At 60.6% G+C, this 19,547-nt stretch carries 15 protein-coding genes; 8 read left to right on the plus strand and 7 right to left on the minus strand.

Going from position 1 to position 19,547, the window contains the following annotated elements; all coding sequences use genetic code 11:
• Positions 1–52 precede the first annotated feature (52 nt).
• From I6L44_RS17395 to I6L44_RS17420, 6 genes are all read left to right on the plus strand, one after another.
• Positions 53–1,060: a substrate-binding domain-containing protein gene (locus I6L44_RS17395; RefSeq protein ID WP_041915397.1), complete on the plus strand. Its 1,008-nt coding sequence runs from the start codon at positions 53–55 to the stop codon at positions 1,058–1,060.
• 189 nt (positions 1,061–1,249) lie between these two features.
• The gene (locus I6L44_RS17400; protein WP_216952640.1) at positions 1,250–4,309 is read left to right on the plus strand and encodes a beta-galactosidase; all 3,060 of its coding nucleotides are present in this window, start codon (positions 1,250–1,252) and stop codon (positions 4,307–4,309) included.
• Positions 4,310–4,585: 276 nt separating this feature from the next.
• Positions 4,586–5,572: a galactose/glucose ABC transporter substrate-binding protein MglB gene (gene mglB, locus I6L44_RS17405; RefSeq protein ID WP_216952641.1), complete on the plus strand. Its 987-nt coding sequence runs from the start codon at positions 4,586–4,588 to the stop codon at positions 5,570–5,572.
• A gap of 53 nt (positions 5,573–5,625) precedes the next feature.
• Positions 5,626–7,146, plus strand: a complete 1,521-nt coding sequence (gene mglA, locus I6L44_RS17410) for a galactose/methyl galactoside ABC transporter ATP-binding protein MglA (protein ID WP_041234376.1) — start codon at positions 5,626–5,628, stop codon at positions 7,144–7,146.
• Between the two features lie 16 nt (positions 7,147–7,162).
• Positions 7,163–8,173 carry a galactose/methyl galactoside ABC transporter permease MglC gene (gene mglC / locus I6L44_RS17415; RefSeq protein ID WP_005342585.1) on the plus strand — a complete coding sequence of 337 codons (1,011 nt, stop codon included), beginning with the start codon at positions 7,163–7,165 and terminating at the stop codon, positions 8,171–8,173.
• Between the two features lie 51 nt (positions 8,174–8,224).
• Entirely contained in the window at positions 8,225–9,958 is a 1,734-nt protein-coding gene (locus I6L44_RS17420) for a methyl-accepting chemotaxis protein (RefSeq protein ID WP_216952642.1), read from the plus strand.
• 67 nt (positions 9,959–10,025) lie between these two features.
• Here the strand turns inward: I6L44_RS17420 and trmA are convergent, their stop codons facing one another.
• A complete protein-coding gene (gene trmA, locus I6L44_RS17425; RefSeq protein WP_216952643.1) occupies positions 10,026–11,159 on the minus strand; it encodes a tRNA (uridine(54)-C5)-methyltransferase TrmA in 1,134 nt (377 codons plus the stop codon).
• A 170-nt stretch (positions 11,160–11,329) separates the two neighbouring features.
• Here trmA and I6L44_RS17430 point away from each other — a divergent pair, with 170 nt between their 5' ends.
• Both I6L44_RS17430 and I6L44_RS17435 read left to right on the plus strand, forming a co-directional pair.
• The gene (locus tag I6L44_RS17430; RefSeq protein WP_216952644.1) at positions 11,330–12,472 is read left to right on the plus strand and encodes a DUF5610 domain-containing protein; all 1,143 of its coding nucleotides are present in this window, start codon (positions 11,330–11,332) and stop codon (positions 12,470–12,472) included.
• A gap of 89 nt (positions 12,473–12,561) precedes the next feature.
• Positions 12,562–13,095 (plus strand): cobalamin adenosyltransferase, encoded by a 534-nt coding sequence (locus I6L44_RS17435; protein WP_058059398.1) that lies wholly within the window; start codon positions 12,562–12,564, stop codon positions 13,093–13,095.
• Positions 13,096–13,194: 99 nt separating this feature from the next.
• On the opposite strand, the gene malZ is transcribed toward I6L44_RS17435, so the two are convergent.
• The 6 genes from malZ to I6L44_RS17465 all read right to left on the minus strand — a co-directional run bounded on the left by malZ (position 13,195) and on the right by I6L44_RS17465 (position 19,543).
• Positions 13,195–15,024 (minus strand): maltodextrin glucosidase, encoded by a 1,830-nt coding sequence (malZ, locus tag I6L44_RS17440; RefSeq protein WP_216952645.1) that lies wholly within the window; start codon positions 15,022–15,024, stop codon positions 13,195–13,197.
• 5 nt (positions 15,025–15,029) lie between these two features.
• Entirely contained in the window at positions 15,030–15,860 is an 831-nt protein-coding gene (locus I6L44_RS17445) for an HDOD domain-containing protein (protein ID WP_216952646.1), read from the minus strand.
• An 88-nt stretch (positions 15,861–15,948) separates the two neighbouring features.
• Complete coding sequence (locus tag I6L44_RS17450; protein ID WP_064341033.1) at positions 15,949–16,365, minus strand: META domain-containing protein; 417 nt, start codon at positions 16,363–16,365, stop codon at positions 15,949–15,951.
• A 165-nt stretch (positions 16,366–16,530) separates the two neighbouring features.
• On the minus strand, positions 16,531–17,892 hold the full coding sequence (gene yegD / locus I6L44_RS17455) for a molecular chaperone (RefSeq protein WP_216952647.1): 1,362 nt from the start codon (positions 17,890–17,892) through the stop codon (positions 16,531–16,533).
• 92 nt (positions 17,893–17,984) lie between these two features.
• Positions 17,985–18,974: a 2-hydroxyacid dehydrogenase gene (locus tag I6L44_RS17460; protein WP_064341035.1), complete on the minus strand. Its 990-nt coding sequence runs from the start codon at positions 18,972–18,974 to the stop codon at positions 17,985–17,987.
• Positions 18,975–19,048: 74 nt separating this feature from the next.
• Positions 19,049–19,543, minus strand: coding sequence for a CreA family protein (locus I6L44_RS17465; protein ID WP_005355485.1), 495 nt, complete (start codon positions 19,541–19,543; stop codon positions 19,049–19,051).
• Between the last annotated feature and the right edge of the window lie 4 nt (positions 19,544–19,547).

Consider the following 19,547-nt stretch of genomic DNA (forward strand, 5'->3'; position numbering starts at 1 on the left):
GTTTGCTGGGTATAATGGCGCTCTATTGCACAGTGAAATAAGTGAAAACAGTATGAGCACCATCAAGGATGTCGCCCGTTTGGCCAATGTGTCAGTGGCAACGGTTTCACGGGTGATGAACAACTCCCCCAAGGCCAGCGCCGCGTCTCGCGAAGTGGTGCAGAAGGCCATGGCCGAACTGGGCTATACCCCCAACGCCAACGCGCGGGCACTGGTGAGCCAGACTTGCGACACCATGGGGGTGGTGGTCGGTGACGTGGCCGATCCCTTCTTCGGTGCACTGGTGAAGGGGGTCTCCGGCATCGCCGTCGAGCAGAACCTTCACCTGCTGATGGGTAACGGTTTTCACAAGGCACGTCAGGAGCGTGAGGCGATCGAGCTGCTGATCGGCAAGCGCTGCGAGGCGCTGGTGGTGCACAGCAAGGCGCTGAGCGACGAGGAACTGTACGATTACGCCATGCGGGTGCCCGGTATGGTGCTGATCAACCGCGATATTCCGGCCCTCAAGGGGCGCTGCATCGCCCTCAACAACCGGTTGGGTGCGGCTACGGCGACTCGCCACCTGATCGAACTGGGTCACCGCCATATCGCCTTTATCAGCTCGGATCACGCTATCGAGGATGCCACCTTGCGTTTGCAGGGTTATCAGGATGGGCTGATGGAGGCGGGTCTGGCAGCCGATCCCGAGCTTATCGAGAGCGGCACGCCGAACGAGGAGGGGGGGGAGCGCGCCATGCTCAACCTGCTGGCCAAGGGGCTCAAGGTGACTGCCGTGGTGGCTTATAACGATGCCATGGCGGCGGGCGCCATCTCTGTGCTGGCCGACAACGGCCTGCGAGTGCCGGAGGAGGTATCGGTAGTGGGCTTCGATGACATCATCTATGCCAGATATTTGCGCCCCAAGCTCTCCACCATGCGCTATCCCATCGAGCTGATGGCGGCCCAGGCGGCCAAGCTGGCCATTCAGCTGGCGGCGGGGGAGAGTGACGCGACCCAGAGCCGGATCTATACACCCACCCTGATAAATCGCCACTCGGTGGCACCGGTTCGGGCCGGATAGCTCCCTTTTGCGGCCCTGTTCGGGGTCGTTTCTTGCACGGTTATTGTTTTACCTATTTTTAATCATTTTTACTCCGCTTTACTTAACAAAACAAGTGTAATCGTTTACATCTGTGTGAGCGAGATCGCCGTTCCCTGCGTCATACTTCTCTAGACTGAATAGGTTTTCTAATCAGCAGGGAGAGAGTGAATGCTCAGGGAGATAGTGGCGCGTCAGGATTGGCAGACTCAGGCCATTACGTCGGTAAACCGGCTGGCTGCCCATACCCCCATGTTCAGCTGGCGCAGCGAAACGGATGCCAGGGGTGATCTGGCCTCTTCCTCCCGTCTCTTGCTCGATGGCGAGTGGCGCTTCTCCTTCTTTGCCGCTCCCGAATTGGTGCCCGAGAGCTGGCTGGTGCAGGATCTGGCTGATGCCACTCCCATTACCGTGCCGGGCAACTGGCAGCTGGATGCCGCCTATCCAGCTGCGCGGCCGCTCACCGATGGTCCCATCTACACCAATATCAAGTACCCCTTTCCCTGCGATCCGCCCCGAGTGCCAGCAGAGAATCCTACTGGCTGCTACTCCCGCGAGTTCGAGCTGCCCGCCGACTGGCTGGCAAGCGGACAGAGCCGGATCATCTTCGACGGGGTGAGCAGTGCCTTCCACCTGTTCTGCAACGGCCGCTGGGTCGGTTACTCTCAGGACAGCCGCCTGCCCGCCGAATTCGATCTGACCCCATATCTGCAGAGCGGTCGCAACCGGCTGGCGGTGCTGGTGCTGCGCTGGTCCGACGGCTCCTATCTGGAAGATCAGGATATGTGGTGGCTGTCGGGGAGCTTCCGCTCCGTCACCTTGCTGCACAAACCGACCCGCCATCTGATGGATATGCGGGTGACCCCCGAGCTGGATGCCTGCTATCGGGATGGTCGTCTCAAGATTGCCCTGCAAGTCGCCAATGGGGCTGGGCTGTCGGTAGAGGCCAATCTCTATGACGGTGGCGAGCGGGTCGCGACCCTGCGCCAGCCGATCGGCACCCAAGCCATTGATGAAAAAGGGGCGTATGACGATCGCGCCGAGTGCTGGCTCGACGTGGCTGCGCCGCGCAAGTGGAGCGCCGAGACGCCCCATCTCTATCGCCTGACCCTGACCCTGCTGGACGAACAGGGTCAGGCCATCGAGAGCGAGGCGTGCGATGTGGGCTTTAGGGTGGTGGAGATCCGTGGCGGCCTGCTGCGGGTCAACGGTCAGCCGCTGCTGATCCGTGGTGCCAACCGCCATGAACACCACCCCGCCAGGGGTTATGCCATCGATCGTGCCACCATGGAGCGGGATCTGCTGCTGATGAAGCGGCACAACTTCAATGCGGTGCGCTGCTCCCACTATCCCAACCACCCCGACTTCTATCGCCTCTGCGATCGGCTCGGTCTCTATGTGGTGGACGAGGCGAATCTGGAGACTCACGGCATGACCCCCATGGGGCGGCTGGCGCGGGATCCTGCCTGGAGCAACGCCTTTCTGGAGCGGGCGACCCGCATGGTGGCACGGGATTTCAACCACCCCTCCATCATCATCTGGTCGCTGGGCAATGAGTCGGGGTACGGCCCGGCCCACGATGCCATGTATGGCTGGATCAAGCGCAGCGACCCGAGCCGTCCGGTGCAGTACGAGGGGGGCGGGGCCGATACCCCGGCCACCGACATCATCTGCCCCATGTATGCCAGAACCCATCAGGATCAACCCTTCCCGGCGGTGCCAAAGTGGGCGCTGGCCAAGTGGATCGGCCTGCCCGGCGAGCACCGGCCGTTGATCCTCTGCGAATATGCCCACGCCATGGGCAACAGTCTGGGGGGTTATGCCCACTATTGGCAGGCGTTTCGCGATCATCCACGTCTGCAAGGCGGGTTTGTCTGGGATTGGGTCGATCAGGGGCTCGACAAATACACCGCCGATGGTCGCCACTACTGGGGCTATGGCGGCGATTTTGGTGATGTGCAAAACGATCGCCAGTTCTGCTGCAACGGTCTGCTGTTCCCGGATCGCACCCCCCATCCCGCCCTGTGCGAGGCTAAGCGCGCCCAACAGCCGTTCCGCTTTGCCCTGCTCGAGCACACCCCGCTGCGGGTGCGGATCGAGAGCGAATACCTGTTTCGGGAAACCGACAACGAGCGGCTTTGCTGGCTGTTGTGTGAGAACGGCCATGTGCAGCAGCAGGGGGAGTTCTCCCTTGATCTGGCGCCACAGGGGGTGGTCGAGTTGACCCTGAGCGAGACACTGCCCGCCTTTGCGGCAGGCTCACTGGCCTGGCTCGATCTGGCCATCGTTCAGCCGCAGGCTACCCCCTGGTCGCAGGCGGATCACAAGGTCGCCCGTCAGCAGTTCACCCTGCCGACCCCCCTTGCTCTGCCTGCTCCCGCCGCTGCCGCCACCCTGAGCGAGCAGCCGGATGGCTGGTTGGTCACCACCGCAAACAGTCAGTGGCGGCTCGACAAGCAGAGCGGTCGCATCACCAGTTGGCAAAAATCGGGGCAGGAGCAGTTGCTGGCGCCGATCATGGATCACTTTTACCGCGCGCCGCTCGACAACGACATCGGCACCAGCGAAGCGGATCACGCCGACCCCAACTCCTGGATTGCTCGCTGGCAGGCGTGTGGTCTCGGTCAGTGGCAGCACTGCTGTCTGGGGATCGTGGTCGCCGGAGGGGATATCCGGGTCAGTCATGGCTACTTCCACCACGATGAGCTGCTGCTGGTGAGTCACTGGCATCACCGCTTTACCGACGATGGCGCCATGAGCCTGGAGATAGAGACCGAGCTGGCGCAGGTGCTGCCTTCGCTGCCGCGGATCGGTCTGTTGCTCCATCTGGCCGAGGTACCGGCGCGAGCAGAATGGCTGGGGCGTGGCCCGCACGAGAACTATCCGGATCGCCTGCTGGGCGCCGATCTGGGGCGCTGGAGTTTGCCGCTGGAGGCCATGCACACCCCTTATGTTTTCCCGAGTGACAACGGCTTGCGCTGCGATACCCGCCAGTTGCAGTTGGGTAGCACGACGGTGAGCGGCACCTTCCATTTCAGTGCCAGCCGCTTCAGTCAGCAACAGCTGGCCGCTGCTCGTCACCAGAGTGATCTGGTGGCCGAAGCAGGGCTGTGGGTCTGCCTCGATGGCGCCCACATGGGTGTGGGTGGGGATGATTCCTGGAGCCAGAGCGTGCGTCCCGAGTATCAACTGCTTGAGCGTCGTTACCGTTGGGGCTGTACTCTCTGTTAATCCAGCTATTGAGGCGACTGTCGAGCCAGTGCGCCATTTTGACAACAGACCAGTAACGACTAGCCTCAATGCTGTGGGAAAGATTGAGTCTCAAATCTGATTTTAATTTGTATGTATTTGAAAAATAAAAACAAAGTTTCAATGTAACAGAGTGTAATCGTTTTCATTTTGTCGTCATGATCACAGAAGAAATGACAACAAACTGATTACATTGATTGGCGCTTGCTCAATTGCTCGCCACCCTACAACACAGATAGACACATCGGAGCACACATAATGAAAAAACTGACCACAGTTGCCGCCCTGCTGATGGGCATGATGGCTGGAGCCAATGCCCAGGCTGACACCCGTATCGGGGTAACCGTCTACAAGTACGATGACAACTTCATGGCGGTCGTGCGCAAGGCCATCGAGAAGGAGGCGGCAGCCACTCCGGGGGTGGAACTGCTGATGAACGACTCCCAAAACGACCAGTCCAAGCAGAACGACCAGATCGACGTGCTGCTGGCCAAAGGGGTGAAGGCGCTGGCCATTAACCTGGTTGACCCGGCTGCGGCACCGGTGGTGATTGAGAAAGCCCGTGGCGAAGATATCCCGGTTGTCTTCTACAACAAGGAGCCGAGCGCTACCGATCTGGCCAGCTACGACAAGGCCTACTACGTGGGTACCGACTCCAAGGAGTCAGGGATCATCCAGGGTCAGCTGATTGCCAAACACTGGAAAGCCCATCCGGAGTGGGATCTGAACAAGGATGGCGTGATCCAGTTCGTGCTGCTGAAAGGGGAGCCGGGCCACCCGGATGCCGAAGCGCGCACCTCCTACGTGGTCAAGACCCTGAACGATGGCGGCGTCAAGACTGAACAACTGCATATGGATACCGGTATGTGGGATACCGCCATGGCGAAAGACAAGATGGACGCCTGGATCTCCGGCCCCAACGCCAACAAGATCGAAGTGGTCATCGCCAACAACGACGGCATGGCAATGGGCGCAGTCGAATCACTGAAAGCACAGGGCAAGACTGCCATTCCGGTGTTCGGCGTCGATGCGCTGCCGGAAGCGCTGGCCATGGTCAAGAGCGGTGCCATGGCGGGTACCGTGCTGAACGATGCGGCCAACCAGGCCAAAGCCACCTTCGAGCTGACCAAGAACCTGGCTGAAGGCAAACCGGCCGGTGAAGGCACCAAGTGGAATATCGTCGACAAGGTAGTACGTGTTGCCTACGTCGGTGTGGATAAAGACAACCTGTCCAAATTCGAGTAATTCCCTCCTCCAGGGCAAGGGAGATCCCCTTGCCCTTTTTTCAACCAGATGTGATGGCTGATATGACAACACAGCAACAATCAGAATGGCTGTTGGAGATGATTGACGTCAGTAAGAGCTTTCCCGGCGTCAAGGCACTCGATAATGTCAATTTACGGGTCCGTCCTCATTCTGTGCATGCGTTGATGGGCGAGAACGGAGCGGGAAAATCCACACTGCTCAAGTGCCTGTTCGGCATTTACGAGAAGGATCAGGGCAAGATCTTCTTCAAGGGGCAGGAGATCAACTTCACCTCCTCGAAAGAGGCGCTGGAAAATGGCGTCTCCATGGTGCATCAGGAGCTCAACCTGGTGCTGCAGCGTACCGTGATGGACAACATGTGGCTCGGCCGCTACCCCACCAAGGGGTGGTTTATCGACCACGGCAAGATGTATGACGACACCAAGCGCATCTTCGATGAGCTGGATATCGACATCGACCCCAAGGTGAAGGTCGCGACCCTGTCGGTCTCCCAGATGCAGATGATCGAGATCGCCAAGGCGTTCTCCTACGACGCCAAGATCGTCATCATGGATGAACCCACCTCCTCCCTGACCGAGAAAGAGGTGAACCACCTCTTCAAGATCATCAACAAGTTGAAGGAGAAGGGGTGCGGCATCGTCTACATCTCTCACAAGATGGAGGAGATCTTCCAGCTCTGTGACGAGATCACCATATTGCGGGATGGCCAGTGGGTGGCAACCCAGCCGCTCAAGGGCATGACCATGGATCAGATCATCGGGATGATGGTCGGCCGTGAACTGACCCAGCGTTTCCCGGAAAAGACCAACCAGCCGAAAGAGGTGATCCTCGAGATCGAACACCTGACGGCGAAAAACCAGCCCTCCATTCAGGATGTGACCTTCAACCTGCACAAGGGGGAGATCCTCGGCATCGCCGGACTGGTGGGGGCCAAGCGCACCGATATCGTCGAGACCCTGTTCGGTATTCGCGATCGCAGTCAGGGCAGCATCAAGCTGCACGGCAAAGAGGTGGCCAACCACAACGCCCACGAAGCGATCCGCAACGGCTTTGCGCTGGTGACGGAAGAGCGCCGCTCCACCGGTATCTACTCCCGGCTCGATATCGCCTTCAACTCCCTGATCGCCAACATGGACAGCTACAAGGGCTCCATGGGGCTGCTCAGCGACAACAAGATGAAGAGCGATACCCAGTGGGTGATCGACTCCATGCGGGTCAAGACGCCGACCCAGCAGACCCAGATAGGTTCCCTCTCCGGGGGCAACCAGCAGAAGGTGATCATCGGTCGCTGGCTGCTGACCCAGCCGGAGATCCTGATGCTCGACGAGCCCACCCGCGGCATAGACGTCGGGGCCAAGTTCGAGATCTACCAGCTCATCCTGGAGCTGGCGAAGAAGGACAAGGGGATCATCATCATCTCGTCAGAGATGCCGGAATTGCTGGGGATCACCGACCGCATCATGGTGATGAGCAATGGCCGGGTCGCCGGGATCGTCAATACCAAAGAAACTGACCAGAGCGAGATACTGCGCCTGGCATCTCTGTACCTCTAGAGACAGGAAGACATTTATGGAGTCGGCTAAAAATTTCAATCTGATGCAGGCGCTCAAGGAAAACGCCATCTATCTGGTGCTGCTGGTGCTGCTCATGGTCATCGTGATCCAGGAGCCTTCCTTCCTGAGCCTCACCAACTTCAGCAACATTCTGACCCAGTCCTCGGTGCGGGTCATCATAGCGCTGGGGGTGGCGGGCATCATCATCACTCAGGGGACGGATCTCTCGGCCGGTCGTCAGGTCGGTCTAGCGGCACTCATAGCAGCAACCATGTTGCAGGCGCTGACCAACGTCAACAAGGTGTTCCCGACGTTGGGGGAGGTGCCCATTCCTGCGGTGATCCTGCTGGTCTGTGTGGTGGGGGCGCTGATTGGTCTGGTCAACGGTCTGATCGTGGCCTACCTGAACGTTACCCCGTTCATTACCACCCTGGGCACCATGATCATCGTCTACGGTATCAACTCCCTCTACTTTGACTCGGTAGGGGCTTCGCCGGTGGCCGGGTTTGACCCCCGCTTCTCCAGCTTCGCCCAAGGGTTTATCCGGATAGGAGGATTCAAACTCTCCTATCTCACCTTCTATGCGGCCATCGCCAGCGTCTTTGTCTGGGTGCTGTGGAACAAGACCCGCTTTGGCAAAAACATCTTCGCCATCGGCGGCAACCCCGAGGCAGCCAAGGTCTCCGGCGTCAATGTGGCGGTCAATCTGGTAATGATCTATGCGCTGGCGGGGGTCTTCTACGCCTTCGGCGGCATGCTGGAAGCAGGCCGTATCGGTAGCGCCACCAACAACCTCGGCTTCATGTACGAGCTGGATGCCATCGCGGCGTGCGTGGTGGGCGGCGTGTCGTTTGCCGGCGGGGTGGGAACGGTCGCGGGTGTGATCACCGGCGTACTTATCTTCACCCTGATCAACTATGGTTTGACCTATATCGGGGTCAGCCCTTACTGGCAGTTCATCATCAAGGGCGGCATCATCATTCTGGCGGTGGCATTGGATTCCATGAAGTACGCCAAGAAGAAATAACGATTGGCAGGGAGGGTTGGCGCTGCCAGCCCTCTCTTCTGGAGGGAACCCATGCCATTCAAGGTCAAGATTTACCTCTTGCTGCTACTGGCCATTCTGGTCACCATCGGCACCGCTGGGCTCAGCGTGAATCACTTCATCAGTGGTTACATTCGCACTCAGGCCACCCACAACATCACCGAGCAGATCACCCTGGTCAAAGAGAAGCTGGCCAGCGACATCAATCAGAAAATCCTGTTGGCCGCCAACCTCAACTTCGGGGTGACCAACGTCAAGAAGACCCTGCAAGAGACCGGCTTTCACAACATCGTCAAAGTGATCGGCGACATGGCCTTCGACGTGAGCGGGGTCATCAACGACAGTGCCAAAGTCGATGCCCTGCGCAAGCTGATCCCTGCCGCCAACAACCAGATCACCGTCAGCCCGCTGCAACAGGTGGATGGCAAGCCGGTCATCACCATTCTGGTGCCGCGCGGTGCCGATTCCGCCTATCTCTACTACCTCGACATGAGCGAGTTCAAAAGCCTGCTGGAGAAGATGAGTGGCGATGGCCGCTACTTCTCGTTGGCCGACAGTCAGGGCAACAACCTCTATGACAGCAAACCGCAGGGGGAGAGTGAAGCGCGCCCCAACCAGCTGGATATTCGTGGCAGTAGCTGGACGCTGACCAGCTACATCGACCTCGATTACATCCGGGCCATGACCCGGGCCCTCAACGGCCAGATCATCATGGCGTTGTGCGGCGTGGCGATCGTGGTGATGGTGCTGGCGATGCTGGCGCTCAATGTGGCCTATCGCCCCATCCTCTCGCTGCGGGATCTGGTGCTGGAGCTCTCTCGCGGCAGCGGCGATCTCACCCGCCGACTGGCGGTGACCAGCAAGGATGACCTTGGCCAGATCTCGGCCGGTATCAACCGCTTTATCGAGCGGCTGCAGGAGATGATGGGGGAGGTGCGGCAGGCGAGCGGCCAGCTCAACAGCGGCATCGAGGGGCTGGCCAACCAGACCGGCGCCGCCCAGTCTCTGCTGGCGGACCATGTACGCGAGACCGAGCAGGTGGTGACCGCCATCAACGAGATGAGCCGCACCGCGGTCTCCGTCTCCGAGAGTGCGGCCAGCACCGCCCAACTCACCGGCCAGAGCCAGCAGCTGGCGAGCCAGTCTCGTCAGGTGGTGGATCAGGCGATGGCCAGCGTGATGGCGCTTGTGGATGAAGTGGAAGCCACTGCCCGCTCCATCGAGGCGATGCAGCAGGATGTGCAGCAGATTGGCTCAGTGCTGGGGGTGATCGGCAGCATTGCCGAACAGACCAACCTGCTGGCCCTCAACGCCGCCATCGAGGCAGCCCGCGCCGGTGAACAGGGGCGCGGTTTTGCGGTGGTGGCAGACGAGGTGCGCTCCCTCGCTGCCCGCACCCAGCAGAGCACAGCCGAGATCCAGACCATGCTGGCCAGTCTGCAGCGGGGCACCCGAACTGTGGTGGATGCCATGGGCAATACCAAGCAGAGCTGTCAGGGGGCGGCCGAGAACACCACCAGGGTCAACGAGTCGCTGGATCTGATGGCAGGGGAAGTGGTGGAGATCAATGGTCTCATCAGCCATATCGCCACGGCGGCGGAGCAGCAGAGCGCGGTGGCCGAAGAGATCAACCGCAACATGAGCGCCATCGCCGAGGTGATCCGCCAGCTGACCCACAATGGCGAAGCGACGGTTGCCAGCTCCGCGGCGATGCAGCAGACCTACGACCGGCTGCGGGAGATCGTGGGTCACTTCCGGCTGGAGTGAGGCCGATGTTCAGTCAATAACAAAACAGGGCCATCCGGCCCTGTTGTTGTTTTCCTGTCTGCCTGAATCAACCGGCCTTGCGGCGCAGATAGACCCCGGCTTCCATGTGATGGGTCCAGGGGAACTGGTCGAACAAGGCGAAACGGGCGATCTCGTGGGTTTCGCCCAGCACGGCCATGTTGGCCTGCAGTGTCTCGGGGTTGCAGGAGATGTAGAGGATGTTGTCGTACTCCTGCACCAGCTTGACGGTGGCATCATCGAGACCGGCGCGGGGCGGATCGACGAAGATGGTGTTGCACTGGTAGCTCTTGAGGTCGACCCCCTTGAGGCGGTTGAACTCCCGCTCGCCACGCATCGCCATGGTGAACTCCTCGGCTGACATGCGCAAGATGATCAGGTTGTCGACGCCGTTGGCGGCGATATTGAACTGGGCGGAGTCGACGCTCGGCTTGGCGATCTCGGTGGCCAGCACCTTGCGGAAGTTCTGCGCCAGCGCGATGGAGAAGTTGCCGTTGCCGCAATAGAGCTCCAGCAGGTCCCCTTCGCTCCCCTTGGTCACATCCAGCGCCCAGGCCAACATCTGCTCGTTGATGGCGGCATTGGGCTGGGTGAAGCTGTTCTCCACCTGCTTGTAGATGAGCTGGCGACCCGCCACGTTGAGCTGCTCGATGACGAAGTCATCCCCCAGACAGATCTTCTGCTTGTGGGCGCGGCCAATCAGCTGCAGCTCGAACCCCTTGGCGCGCAGATCGGCCTGCAGCACTTCGGCGGCTTGTTGCCATTCGGCCTCCAGCTTGCGGTGATAGAGCAGGCTGACAATGATCTGGCCGGACTGGGTGGAGAGGTAGTCAATCTGGAACAGCTTGCGACGCAGCACCTGATGGGGACGCAGCCCCTCCAGCAGTACCGGCATCAGCTGGTTGATGAGGCGGCTGGCAGTGGGGAAGTGGTCGACCCGGATAATTTCTTTGGTCGCCGGGGCATACATGCAGTGGAAGAGGTCGTCCCCCTCGTGCCAGATGCGAAATTCGGCGCGCATCCGGTAGTACTCTGCCGGTGAGCTGTGTACTTCCAGCACTGGAAGGGTGAAGCCGGCAAACAGCCCGGTGAGGCGAGCGCGCTTTTCGTCGAGTTGGGCCTGATAATCGGCAGGAGTTCGAGGCGCCGGAGCGTTCGCGGAAGGCTGTTGGGACTGGGTCATAAATACCTCACATGCACACCGGCCGGGCCGGGTCGAAATCGGGGGAAGGCAACAGGCCACCCAAAGGGGCCCGATTTTAAAAGCCAGCGGCAGATTGTCCAGTATTTTGTGGTCAAGAAGTGTTCAGTCAGGCCGATAGCTGATCTACAGGCATGGTGGGAGGACACATTATGCAGATCGAAGGCGTGGGCGCAGCCCAACCCAAGGGAGTGGGTGTTTCTCCCAAATCGCCCCAACAGGCGGAGCCGAAACAGGTCAAGAGCGAGGAAGAGGTCTCCTTGCACAAGCCGCCTAAGTGGGCGCAGGTGCTGATCCAGCAGGCGCTGCAGTTTTCGCTGGAGATTAACGGCCAGGGCTATCAGGCTCCCAAAATGAAGGAGCCCGAAGAGATCACTCCGGAGACCCTGTTCGACTTCCAGTCGGTGGCGGACAACGTGCTGCAGTTTGTGACCGGGCGGCTTGGTGCCGCGCGGGCCGATGGCAAATCCGACGACGACCTGACCGGGATGATGGAGCAGGCCCGCAAGGGGGTCGACAAGGGCTTTGAGGAGGCGAAGAAGCAGCTCGGCAAGTGGGCGACTGACAACGACGATATCAAAACCGGTATCGATCAGAGCTACAAGCTGATCCAGAAAGGGCTCGAGGAGTTCGAGAAGGAGTTCTTCGGCAAGGTCTCTCCAACCGACATGGGACAGGCCGAGATGGCCAGTCGCCAGCAGGGGTATCTGGAGATCCAGACCAAGGATGGCGACAAGGTGGTGCTGCGATTCAACGATAGCTGGCAGACCAAGTCCCAGAAGGATGAGAGCGGCAGTCAGCTCAGCCTCAAATCGAGTCAGAGCTTCAGCTTCTCGCTGGAGGGAGATCTCAGCAGCGACGAGATGGAGTCCATCGGCAAGCTGGTCAAGGGGATCGACGAGCTGGCGGGGAGCTTCTTCTCCGGCAACTTCGAGGATCTGCTGGATAAGGCGAATGAACTGAAGCTGGATGACAGTCAGCTGGCCTCCTACTCCCTCAAGCTCAAGCAGAGCGTCAAGCTGAGCCAGACCTATCAGGGGGCGCACTCCCTGCAGGATCTGATCAAGCCATTTGCCGACTACCTGCCCAAGCTGGATCAGGTGCAGAAACAGGCGGATAGCCTGCTGCCACCATCCCAGCAACAGGCGCTGACCCCGGCCGTGCTGGCGGCGAGAGGAGAAGAGGAACCGGCGCAGGTCGATCGCTTCACCAGCTTCAACCAGCGGATGCTGGAGGCGCTGCGGATGATCAACCAGTTCCAGCCCTCCACCGAGCCTGCCAGCAAGCGCGTCTGAGCCACAGCGCGTCACGCAAGTAATGACCTGCCGTTTGCCAGCCCTTCTCGGGGCTGGCAAACTGGCCTTTTATCCAATCCGGTTGCCCCATGAACCCCAAGAAGCCAAGAGACAAGCGCGAGCTCTGCTACCCCTTTATCTTCGAAACCTCGTTCAAATGTGATTTTGAAATCGCCACGGACGAGCTCTGCTGTCAGGTCGGGGCCGTGCTGTCACATCTTGCGCCGGATGCCGATACCGAGCCCATGCTGGCGGATCTCGCGGCGTTGCAGCGGCTTATCTACAATCTCAACGGCTCGGTGCGCGGCAAGCTGGGGATCTTCGATGCAGATCTTGAGTGGCTCAAGGCCCGTTACGACCACTATAACGAGGCGAGTCGCGGCAGCGTCACAGGTTTTGTGCTGCCACAGGGGCCACAGCCCATTCCCACCCTCCATCTGTGCCGCTGCGGCAGCAAGAAGGTGGTGCGGCTGCTGGTCCGGCTGGAAGAGAGCGAGGTGGCCTTCGATCCCATTCTCTATCGCTTCGCCAACCTGTTGGCCAACTTCTTCTTCGTGCTCACCGTCTACCTCAAGCAGCGCTGGCAGGTGCCGGAAGTGCCCTACGTCAGCATCAACTACTGATGGCGGCTGGTTAGGGGCCAGACGTCATGGCGGATTGAACGGAATAAAAAACCGGAGCCTTGGGCTCCGGTTTTGCTTTTCAGCGCGTCAGTTGCCCGCTCAGCTGGAGATCAGCACCCGTGCCGAGTTGGCTGGAATGGTCAGCTGGACCTCGCCCTGCACCACTTCAAACTTCTCGCCGTTGAAGGCGTCGGTGAAGCGGCTGGCCGGGCTCGCGGTCTGCCACAGGGGCAGGCTGATGGTGCGCGGCTCGCTCGGGTGGCGGTTGCAGGCCACCACCACCTGATCGCTTTGCAGGGTACGGGCGAACACATAGCTGTGGGGCCCAGCGTAGAGGGTCTGGATATCGCCACGGCGCAGGGAGGGGCGCTGGCGGCGGATCTGGATCAGCCGACGATAGTGGTCGTGCAGCACATGATTCCAGTCTGTGGTATCCCACGGGAAGCAGCGGCGGCAGTCCGGATCGTTGCCGCCGGAGAGTCCCACTTCATCTCCGTAGTAGATGGACGGCACGCCGATATAGGTGAGCAGCAGGGTGGCGGCCAGCTGCATCCGCTGCTTGTCTTCACCCAGCAGGTGGAGGAAACGGGCGGTATCGTGGCTGTCCAGCAGGTTGAACTGGGCCAGCTGGTTCTTGAACGGGATGTGGGCCCGCGCCAGCTTGAGCCAGCGATCCAGCTCTTCGGCGCTGATCTTGATGGGGTGGTAGGCGATATCCTGCCCCGCCAGGAAGGCGCGGATCGGATGGGCGAAGCCGTAGTAGTTCATGGCGCCATCCTCCTGATCCCCTTGCAGCCACTGGCTCGCCTCGAAGAAGTGTTCGCCGAGCACATAGGCGTCCGGGTTCTCCTGCTTCACTGCCCCGCGAATGGCGCGCACGTGACTGCGATTGCCCTCGGCGGTGCCGCGCTCGCCCAGCATGTGGATGACGTCAAAGCGCCAGCCATCGATCTGGTAGGGGGCGCGCATCCAGTAACGGAGGATGGCGTCGTCGGCCCGATAGACGGCGTCTTGCACCTTCTCGCAGGAGAAGTCGAGCTTGGGCAGGCTGCGAATGCCCTTCCAGCTGACGTAATCCCCTTCTTTATCAAAGGTGTAGAAGCTGCGCCACGGCGAATCCGGGTTGCTCTGGGCGCCCAGTGGCGGGCAGAACCAAGGGTGTTCGGTAGAGGTGTGGTTGACCACCGCATCGAGGATGATCTTCATGCCACGCTGGTGCAGGTTGCGGGTCAGCTCGGCGAACTGCTCGTTGCTGCCGAGGTGGGCGTCCACCTTGAAGTAGTCCTGGGTGTCGTACTTGTGGTTGCTCGGCGAATCGAAGATGGGGTTGAGGTAGAGCGCCGTTACCCCGAGAGATTGCAGATAGTGCAGCTTGGCATCGATCCCCGCCAGATCGCCGCCATAGAATTCGCAGGCGCCGTGGCCCTCTTCATGACGGCTGACCGGCTCGCCCCACGCCTTGCTGATCACCGCTTTGCCACGGTACTCGTACTCGTGATGCTTGACGCTCAGCGACGGATCGCCGTTGCAGAAGCGGTCGGGGAAGATCTGGTAGAACACCTGATCCTGCACCCAGGCCGGTGGCTGGTGCAGGCTGTTGAAGCGAAAATGCTGTTCCCGTGGCGGCATGGACGCGCTGACGCCCGCCCCGTGCAGCCACCACTGCTCCTCGTCGGCGAGGCATTTGAAGCTGTAGAGGTGGATATCCTGTCCCTTGATGAGCGGCAGGGTCGCCTGCCATACCTGCAGCCGATCGCGGGTGGAGACCGCTGTCATCGGGATCAGGTACTCCTCGTTATCCGGCTCGTGGCGTAGCCACACCTCGCGGATCGGTGCATCCAGATCGCTAAAGAGGGTCAATTGCAGTGCGTCGGCGCTCTCTTTGAACCAGGGCGCCACCTGGGGATGAAACAGAAACGGATGGGTCATGATGCTTATTGAGTCAGAAGATCGGCAAGGGCATTACCCTGTTCATGCAGTGTTTCGAGCTGGCCTGCCAGCGACTTGGGATCCAGTCCCAACTGGTCGGCGAGCGGTTTGGGGAAGCGGGCGATGATGGCCTGGGCAGGCACTCCCGCGTTCCAGGCGAAGGAGATAAACACGGCGAGGCGGATCAGCACCGCCTCCTTGCTGACCGGATCGTGGGAGAGGGGATCCAGCTGTTGGGAGATGGCATCGACGAAGGCCTCGGAGAGGTTCCAGCGCCGCGCCAGCTCGGCACCGAGCTGGGCGTAGTCGTAACCCAGCATCTCCCGCTGTGCCTCGACCCGGCTGCTCCCCTTCTGGATCGCCAGATTGATGAGCTCCGCCTCTTCCGGCAAGGTACTCTGGATCAGTAGTTCGCCGATGTTGTGGATAAGAGCACAGGTGAAGGCGGTCTCGGGGTCGAGCACCTTGGCCTCCTGCGCCAGGGTCCGGGCTATGGTGGCGACCTGGAAGGTCTCGGTCCAGAACTTGTTCTTGTCGAAGCTGGGCGGGGCCTTGAAGGTGCCGATGATGCCGGAAGCGACCACCACAGAGCGCAGTCGGTTGAAGCCGAGGCGGATCACCGCCTGTTCGATGGAGGTCACTTCGTTGCCACGGCGCAGGGCGGCCGAGTTGGCCATCTTTAGCACCTTGACGCTGATCACCTGGTCCATGGCGATCTTGGCCGCAATCTGGTCGATGCGGGCATTCTCGTCGTTGAAGCTCTGCATCAACTCGTGCAGCAGCTTGGGAATAGTGGGGAGTTGTTTGATCTTGTCAAACAGGCGATCCATCGACATGGCTGAGGCAGCCTCCGTTGCGAACTCTGCCTCATATTGTGCCACAGCCGGACAACATGTTCCTGTTTGTGATGCGGCTTTGTGAGCGCTAGAACACCCAGTCGCGCAAGGTGTATTCCAAACGGTGCTGTTTGCCCTGCAGGATCAGGTTCTGACTGGTGCCGCTCAAGGTCGCCCCCTCGGTAAGGGTGGTCAGTACAGCCTGTTCGATAGTGTCGAGCGGCGGCATGCAGGCCATTTCGGTGCTGCCCAGACTGGTGATCCACAGTTTGTCATCTTCCAGATGGCCCTGACCGAAGTAGCGGTTGCAACCGGCGATGCCGTTGACGGTGAAGTGCTCGCCGATCTCGAAATCGGGAGGATTGTCGCGGGGGGCCTTGATCGGTTCGCCATCCAGTTTGCTCAGTACCCAGTGGTGGTGTTGCAGATCTTGCTGAACAAAGGCGGTCGAGCTGCAGCCAGCGAGCAGTAACAGGGGGATCAGCAAAAAGGGCAATCTGGGCATGAGGGGGCTCCGGTTGGGGGAGCGTCAAGAATACCCTTTTTGGGCAGTCGGGAGCAGGGCGGGAGAGGGGACGACCGACCGCTTCTGTCGCCCCTTGTCCCGCACGACTGTCGCTTAATGGCAACACACGGGTGATGTTGCCATCGATTTACGCTATCTCAGGGCTCAGTTGGCGAACAGCCGCTCGGCATAACGGGCAAGACCCGCAGCCACCGAGCCAAAGTCATCGCCACCCTCAAGCGGGATGGAGGGGATCTTCTGGCGGATAAAGCTGGCGATCAGCGGCGAGCGGGCGCTACCGCCGGTGACGAAGATGCGGTCGGGTTGCACGCCGGCAGCGGCGATCGCCTCATCCATCAGCTCGCCAATCTTCTCCAGCAGCAGGGCCGAGGCGTTGGCCAGCTGTTCGCGGGTCAGCTCCGCTTCCAACCCTTTTTCCAGCTCGGCCAGCGACTGGCGATTGAGCTCCTGCTCCGAGAGGGCGATCTTGCCCTGCTCGGCACGCCATACCAGCTGGTGGCTCAGCTTGTGGGCCCGCAGGCTGGCCAGACGTCCCAGCTTGCTGCCGGGTTGGCTGTCGAGCTGCAGATCCTGCAGCTGGCGGGCGGTGTCGAGGCTGTAGAAGCGGCTCTGGGCACTTACGTCGTTGATGGCGGCCGCATCCCAGAACAGCGGATGGGGCAGCGGCTTGCCGGTCTTGAGGGTCTCGTGCATGCCGAGCAGCGGCATCATCCCCTCCACCGTCAGGCGGATGTCGAAGTCGTTGCCGCCGATCCGCTGGCCGCTGTGGCCGAGCAGATCGCCGCTGCGATCCAGCTGATCGCGGTAGCTCGGACCCATCCGCAGCATGGAGCAGTCGGTGGTACCGCCGCCGATATCTACTACCAGTACCACGGCGTCTTCGGTGAGGCGCGCCTCGAATTCAAACCCGGCGGCCACCGGCTCATAGAGGAACTCCACCTGCTCGAAACCGGCCAGACGGGCCGCCTCGGTCAGGATAGCGATAGCTTGCTGGTTGCTCTCTTCCCCCGCCAGGCCCTGGAAGTTGACCGGGCGACCGATCACCGCCTGGCGGATCGGGGCGCCGAGCTGCTGTTCCGCCTGCTGACGGACGTGGAGCATCATGGCGCAGACGATGTCTTCAAACAGGGCGATCTGGGGGGCCTTGAGGCCATAGGCGCCGAGAAAGGATTTCGGCGATTTGATGTAGTAGCCGTCGTCCGGCTCTTCCAGATAGCGCTCCAGCGCGGCACCGCCAAAGCTCAGCTCGTCGATCAGCCCCTCTTCCCGCATCTGGCGGCGAACCGTCTGGGCGCGGGTGACCACGGGGCCACGTAGCTTGAGGTACTCCGCCTGCTGGGCGGGTGCCAGCCCTTCGGCCAACAGACCGGCGATAGCATCCCGGTGGGGCGCATGCAGGGTGGAAGGGAGATAGCGGGATGCGCCAAGATTCAGCAGCCTGGGGCTACCTTGTTCCATCACGGCCACGGCACAGTTGGAGGTGCCGTAATCAAATCCGATAAACATGGGCGCCAGACTCCTGAATAAAAAAGGGGGGCTAGCCTACCCGAAGGCGCCGGGTCTCACAACCCGGCGCGTGACGAAGAGAGGGCGAGCCCTTATTCCACTTCGTTGTCGCAGCGGCCCTGGATCTCGATGGCGCGGATATTGCCGAGGGTGGTATCGGCGATGGCGTGCAGCGCCTCGCGGGTCAGGAACGCCTGATGGCCGGTGAACAGCACGTTGTGGCAGGCAGACAGGCGGCGGAACACGTCATCGGTGATCACCTCGTTGGACTTGTCGGAGAAGAAGAGATCCTCTTCCTCCTCGTAGACGTCCAGCCCCAGTGCGCCGATACGGGAGGTCTTGAGCGCCTCGATGGCGGCGTTGGAGTCGAGCAGACCGCCACGGCTGGTGTTGATGATCATCACCCCGTCCTTCATCTTGGCGAACGCCTCCTTGTTCAACAGGTGGTAGTTCTCTTTGAACAGCGGGCAGTGCAGGCTGATGATGTCGGATTGGCGGAACAGGGTATCGAGATCCACGTACTCGGCACCCAGCTCGATGGCTGCCGGATTCTGGTAAGGATCGTTGACCAGCAGGCGAACCCCGAAGCCCTTGAGGATGCGCAGGGCGGCCAGACCGATCTTGCCGGTGCCGATGACGCCAACGGTCTTGCCATGCATGTTGAAGCCGACCAGCCCCTCCAGCGAGAAGTTGGCGTCGCGGGTGCGCTGATAGGCTTTGTGGATGCGGCGGTTGAGGCACATCATCATGCCGACCGCGTGTTCTGCGGTCGCCTCGGGGGAGTAGGCGGGCACCCGCACCACTTTCAGCCCCAGCTCTTTGGCCGCGGCCAGGTCCACGTTGTTGTAACCGGCGCAGCGCAGGGCGATCACCTGGGTGCCGTTGGCAGCCAGTTCGGTCAATACCTCGCGGTCGGCATCGTCATTGACGAACAGACACACCACTGGGAAGCCGTGAGCCAGTCGGGCCGTTTTGGCCTCCAGCCGCACATCGAAAAACTCCAGGTCGAAGCCGTACTGGCTGTTGGCCTGGTTGAAATGCTCTTTGTCATAGCTCTTGGTACTGAATACGGCGACTTTCATGGTATGTGCTCCGCAGCGTGTGTGTCGTCAAATTACAACAAAATGGGTCAGCTATCACCGGACAAACCGGCTGGTTATTGTCCCCACGGCATGATGGGAACGGCGCTGACTGCACTTTTGTACGAACCATCCACCAGTTTGGTGCTGTAGGTCAGGTAAACCAGTGCATTGCGTTTCTTGTCGTAAAAACGCACCACTTTCTGCTCCTTGAACACCAGCGAAGTGCTGACATCGAACACCTCTTCCCCCGCTTTCAGCTTTTCGGGCAGGGTGATGGGGCCGATCTGGTGGCACGACAGGGAGGCGTGGGAGGGATCTTCCGCCAGTCCCAGCCCACCTTTGACGCCACCTGTCTTGGGGCGCGCCAGATAGCAGGCGACACCGTCGATGCGCGGGTCGTCGAATGCCTCCACCAGGATCTTGTGGTTGGGGCCAAACAGCTTGAAGGCGGTGCTCACTTCACCGACCGGGTCGGCCTTGTCGGCCAGCGCCGGGCCGGCAAACAGGGCCCCCAGCAGCAGGGGCAGGGCGCGGCGCAGGGCATTATGTCGCGTGTGGTTATGTGTCATGGTC

This window comes from Aeromonas sp. FDAARGOS 1414, assembly GCF_019047065.1.
Lineage (GTDB): Bacteria > Pseudomonadota > Gammaproteobacteria > Enterobacterales > Aeromonadaceae > Aeromonas > Aeromonas veronii_A.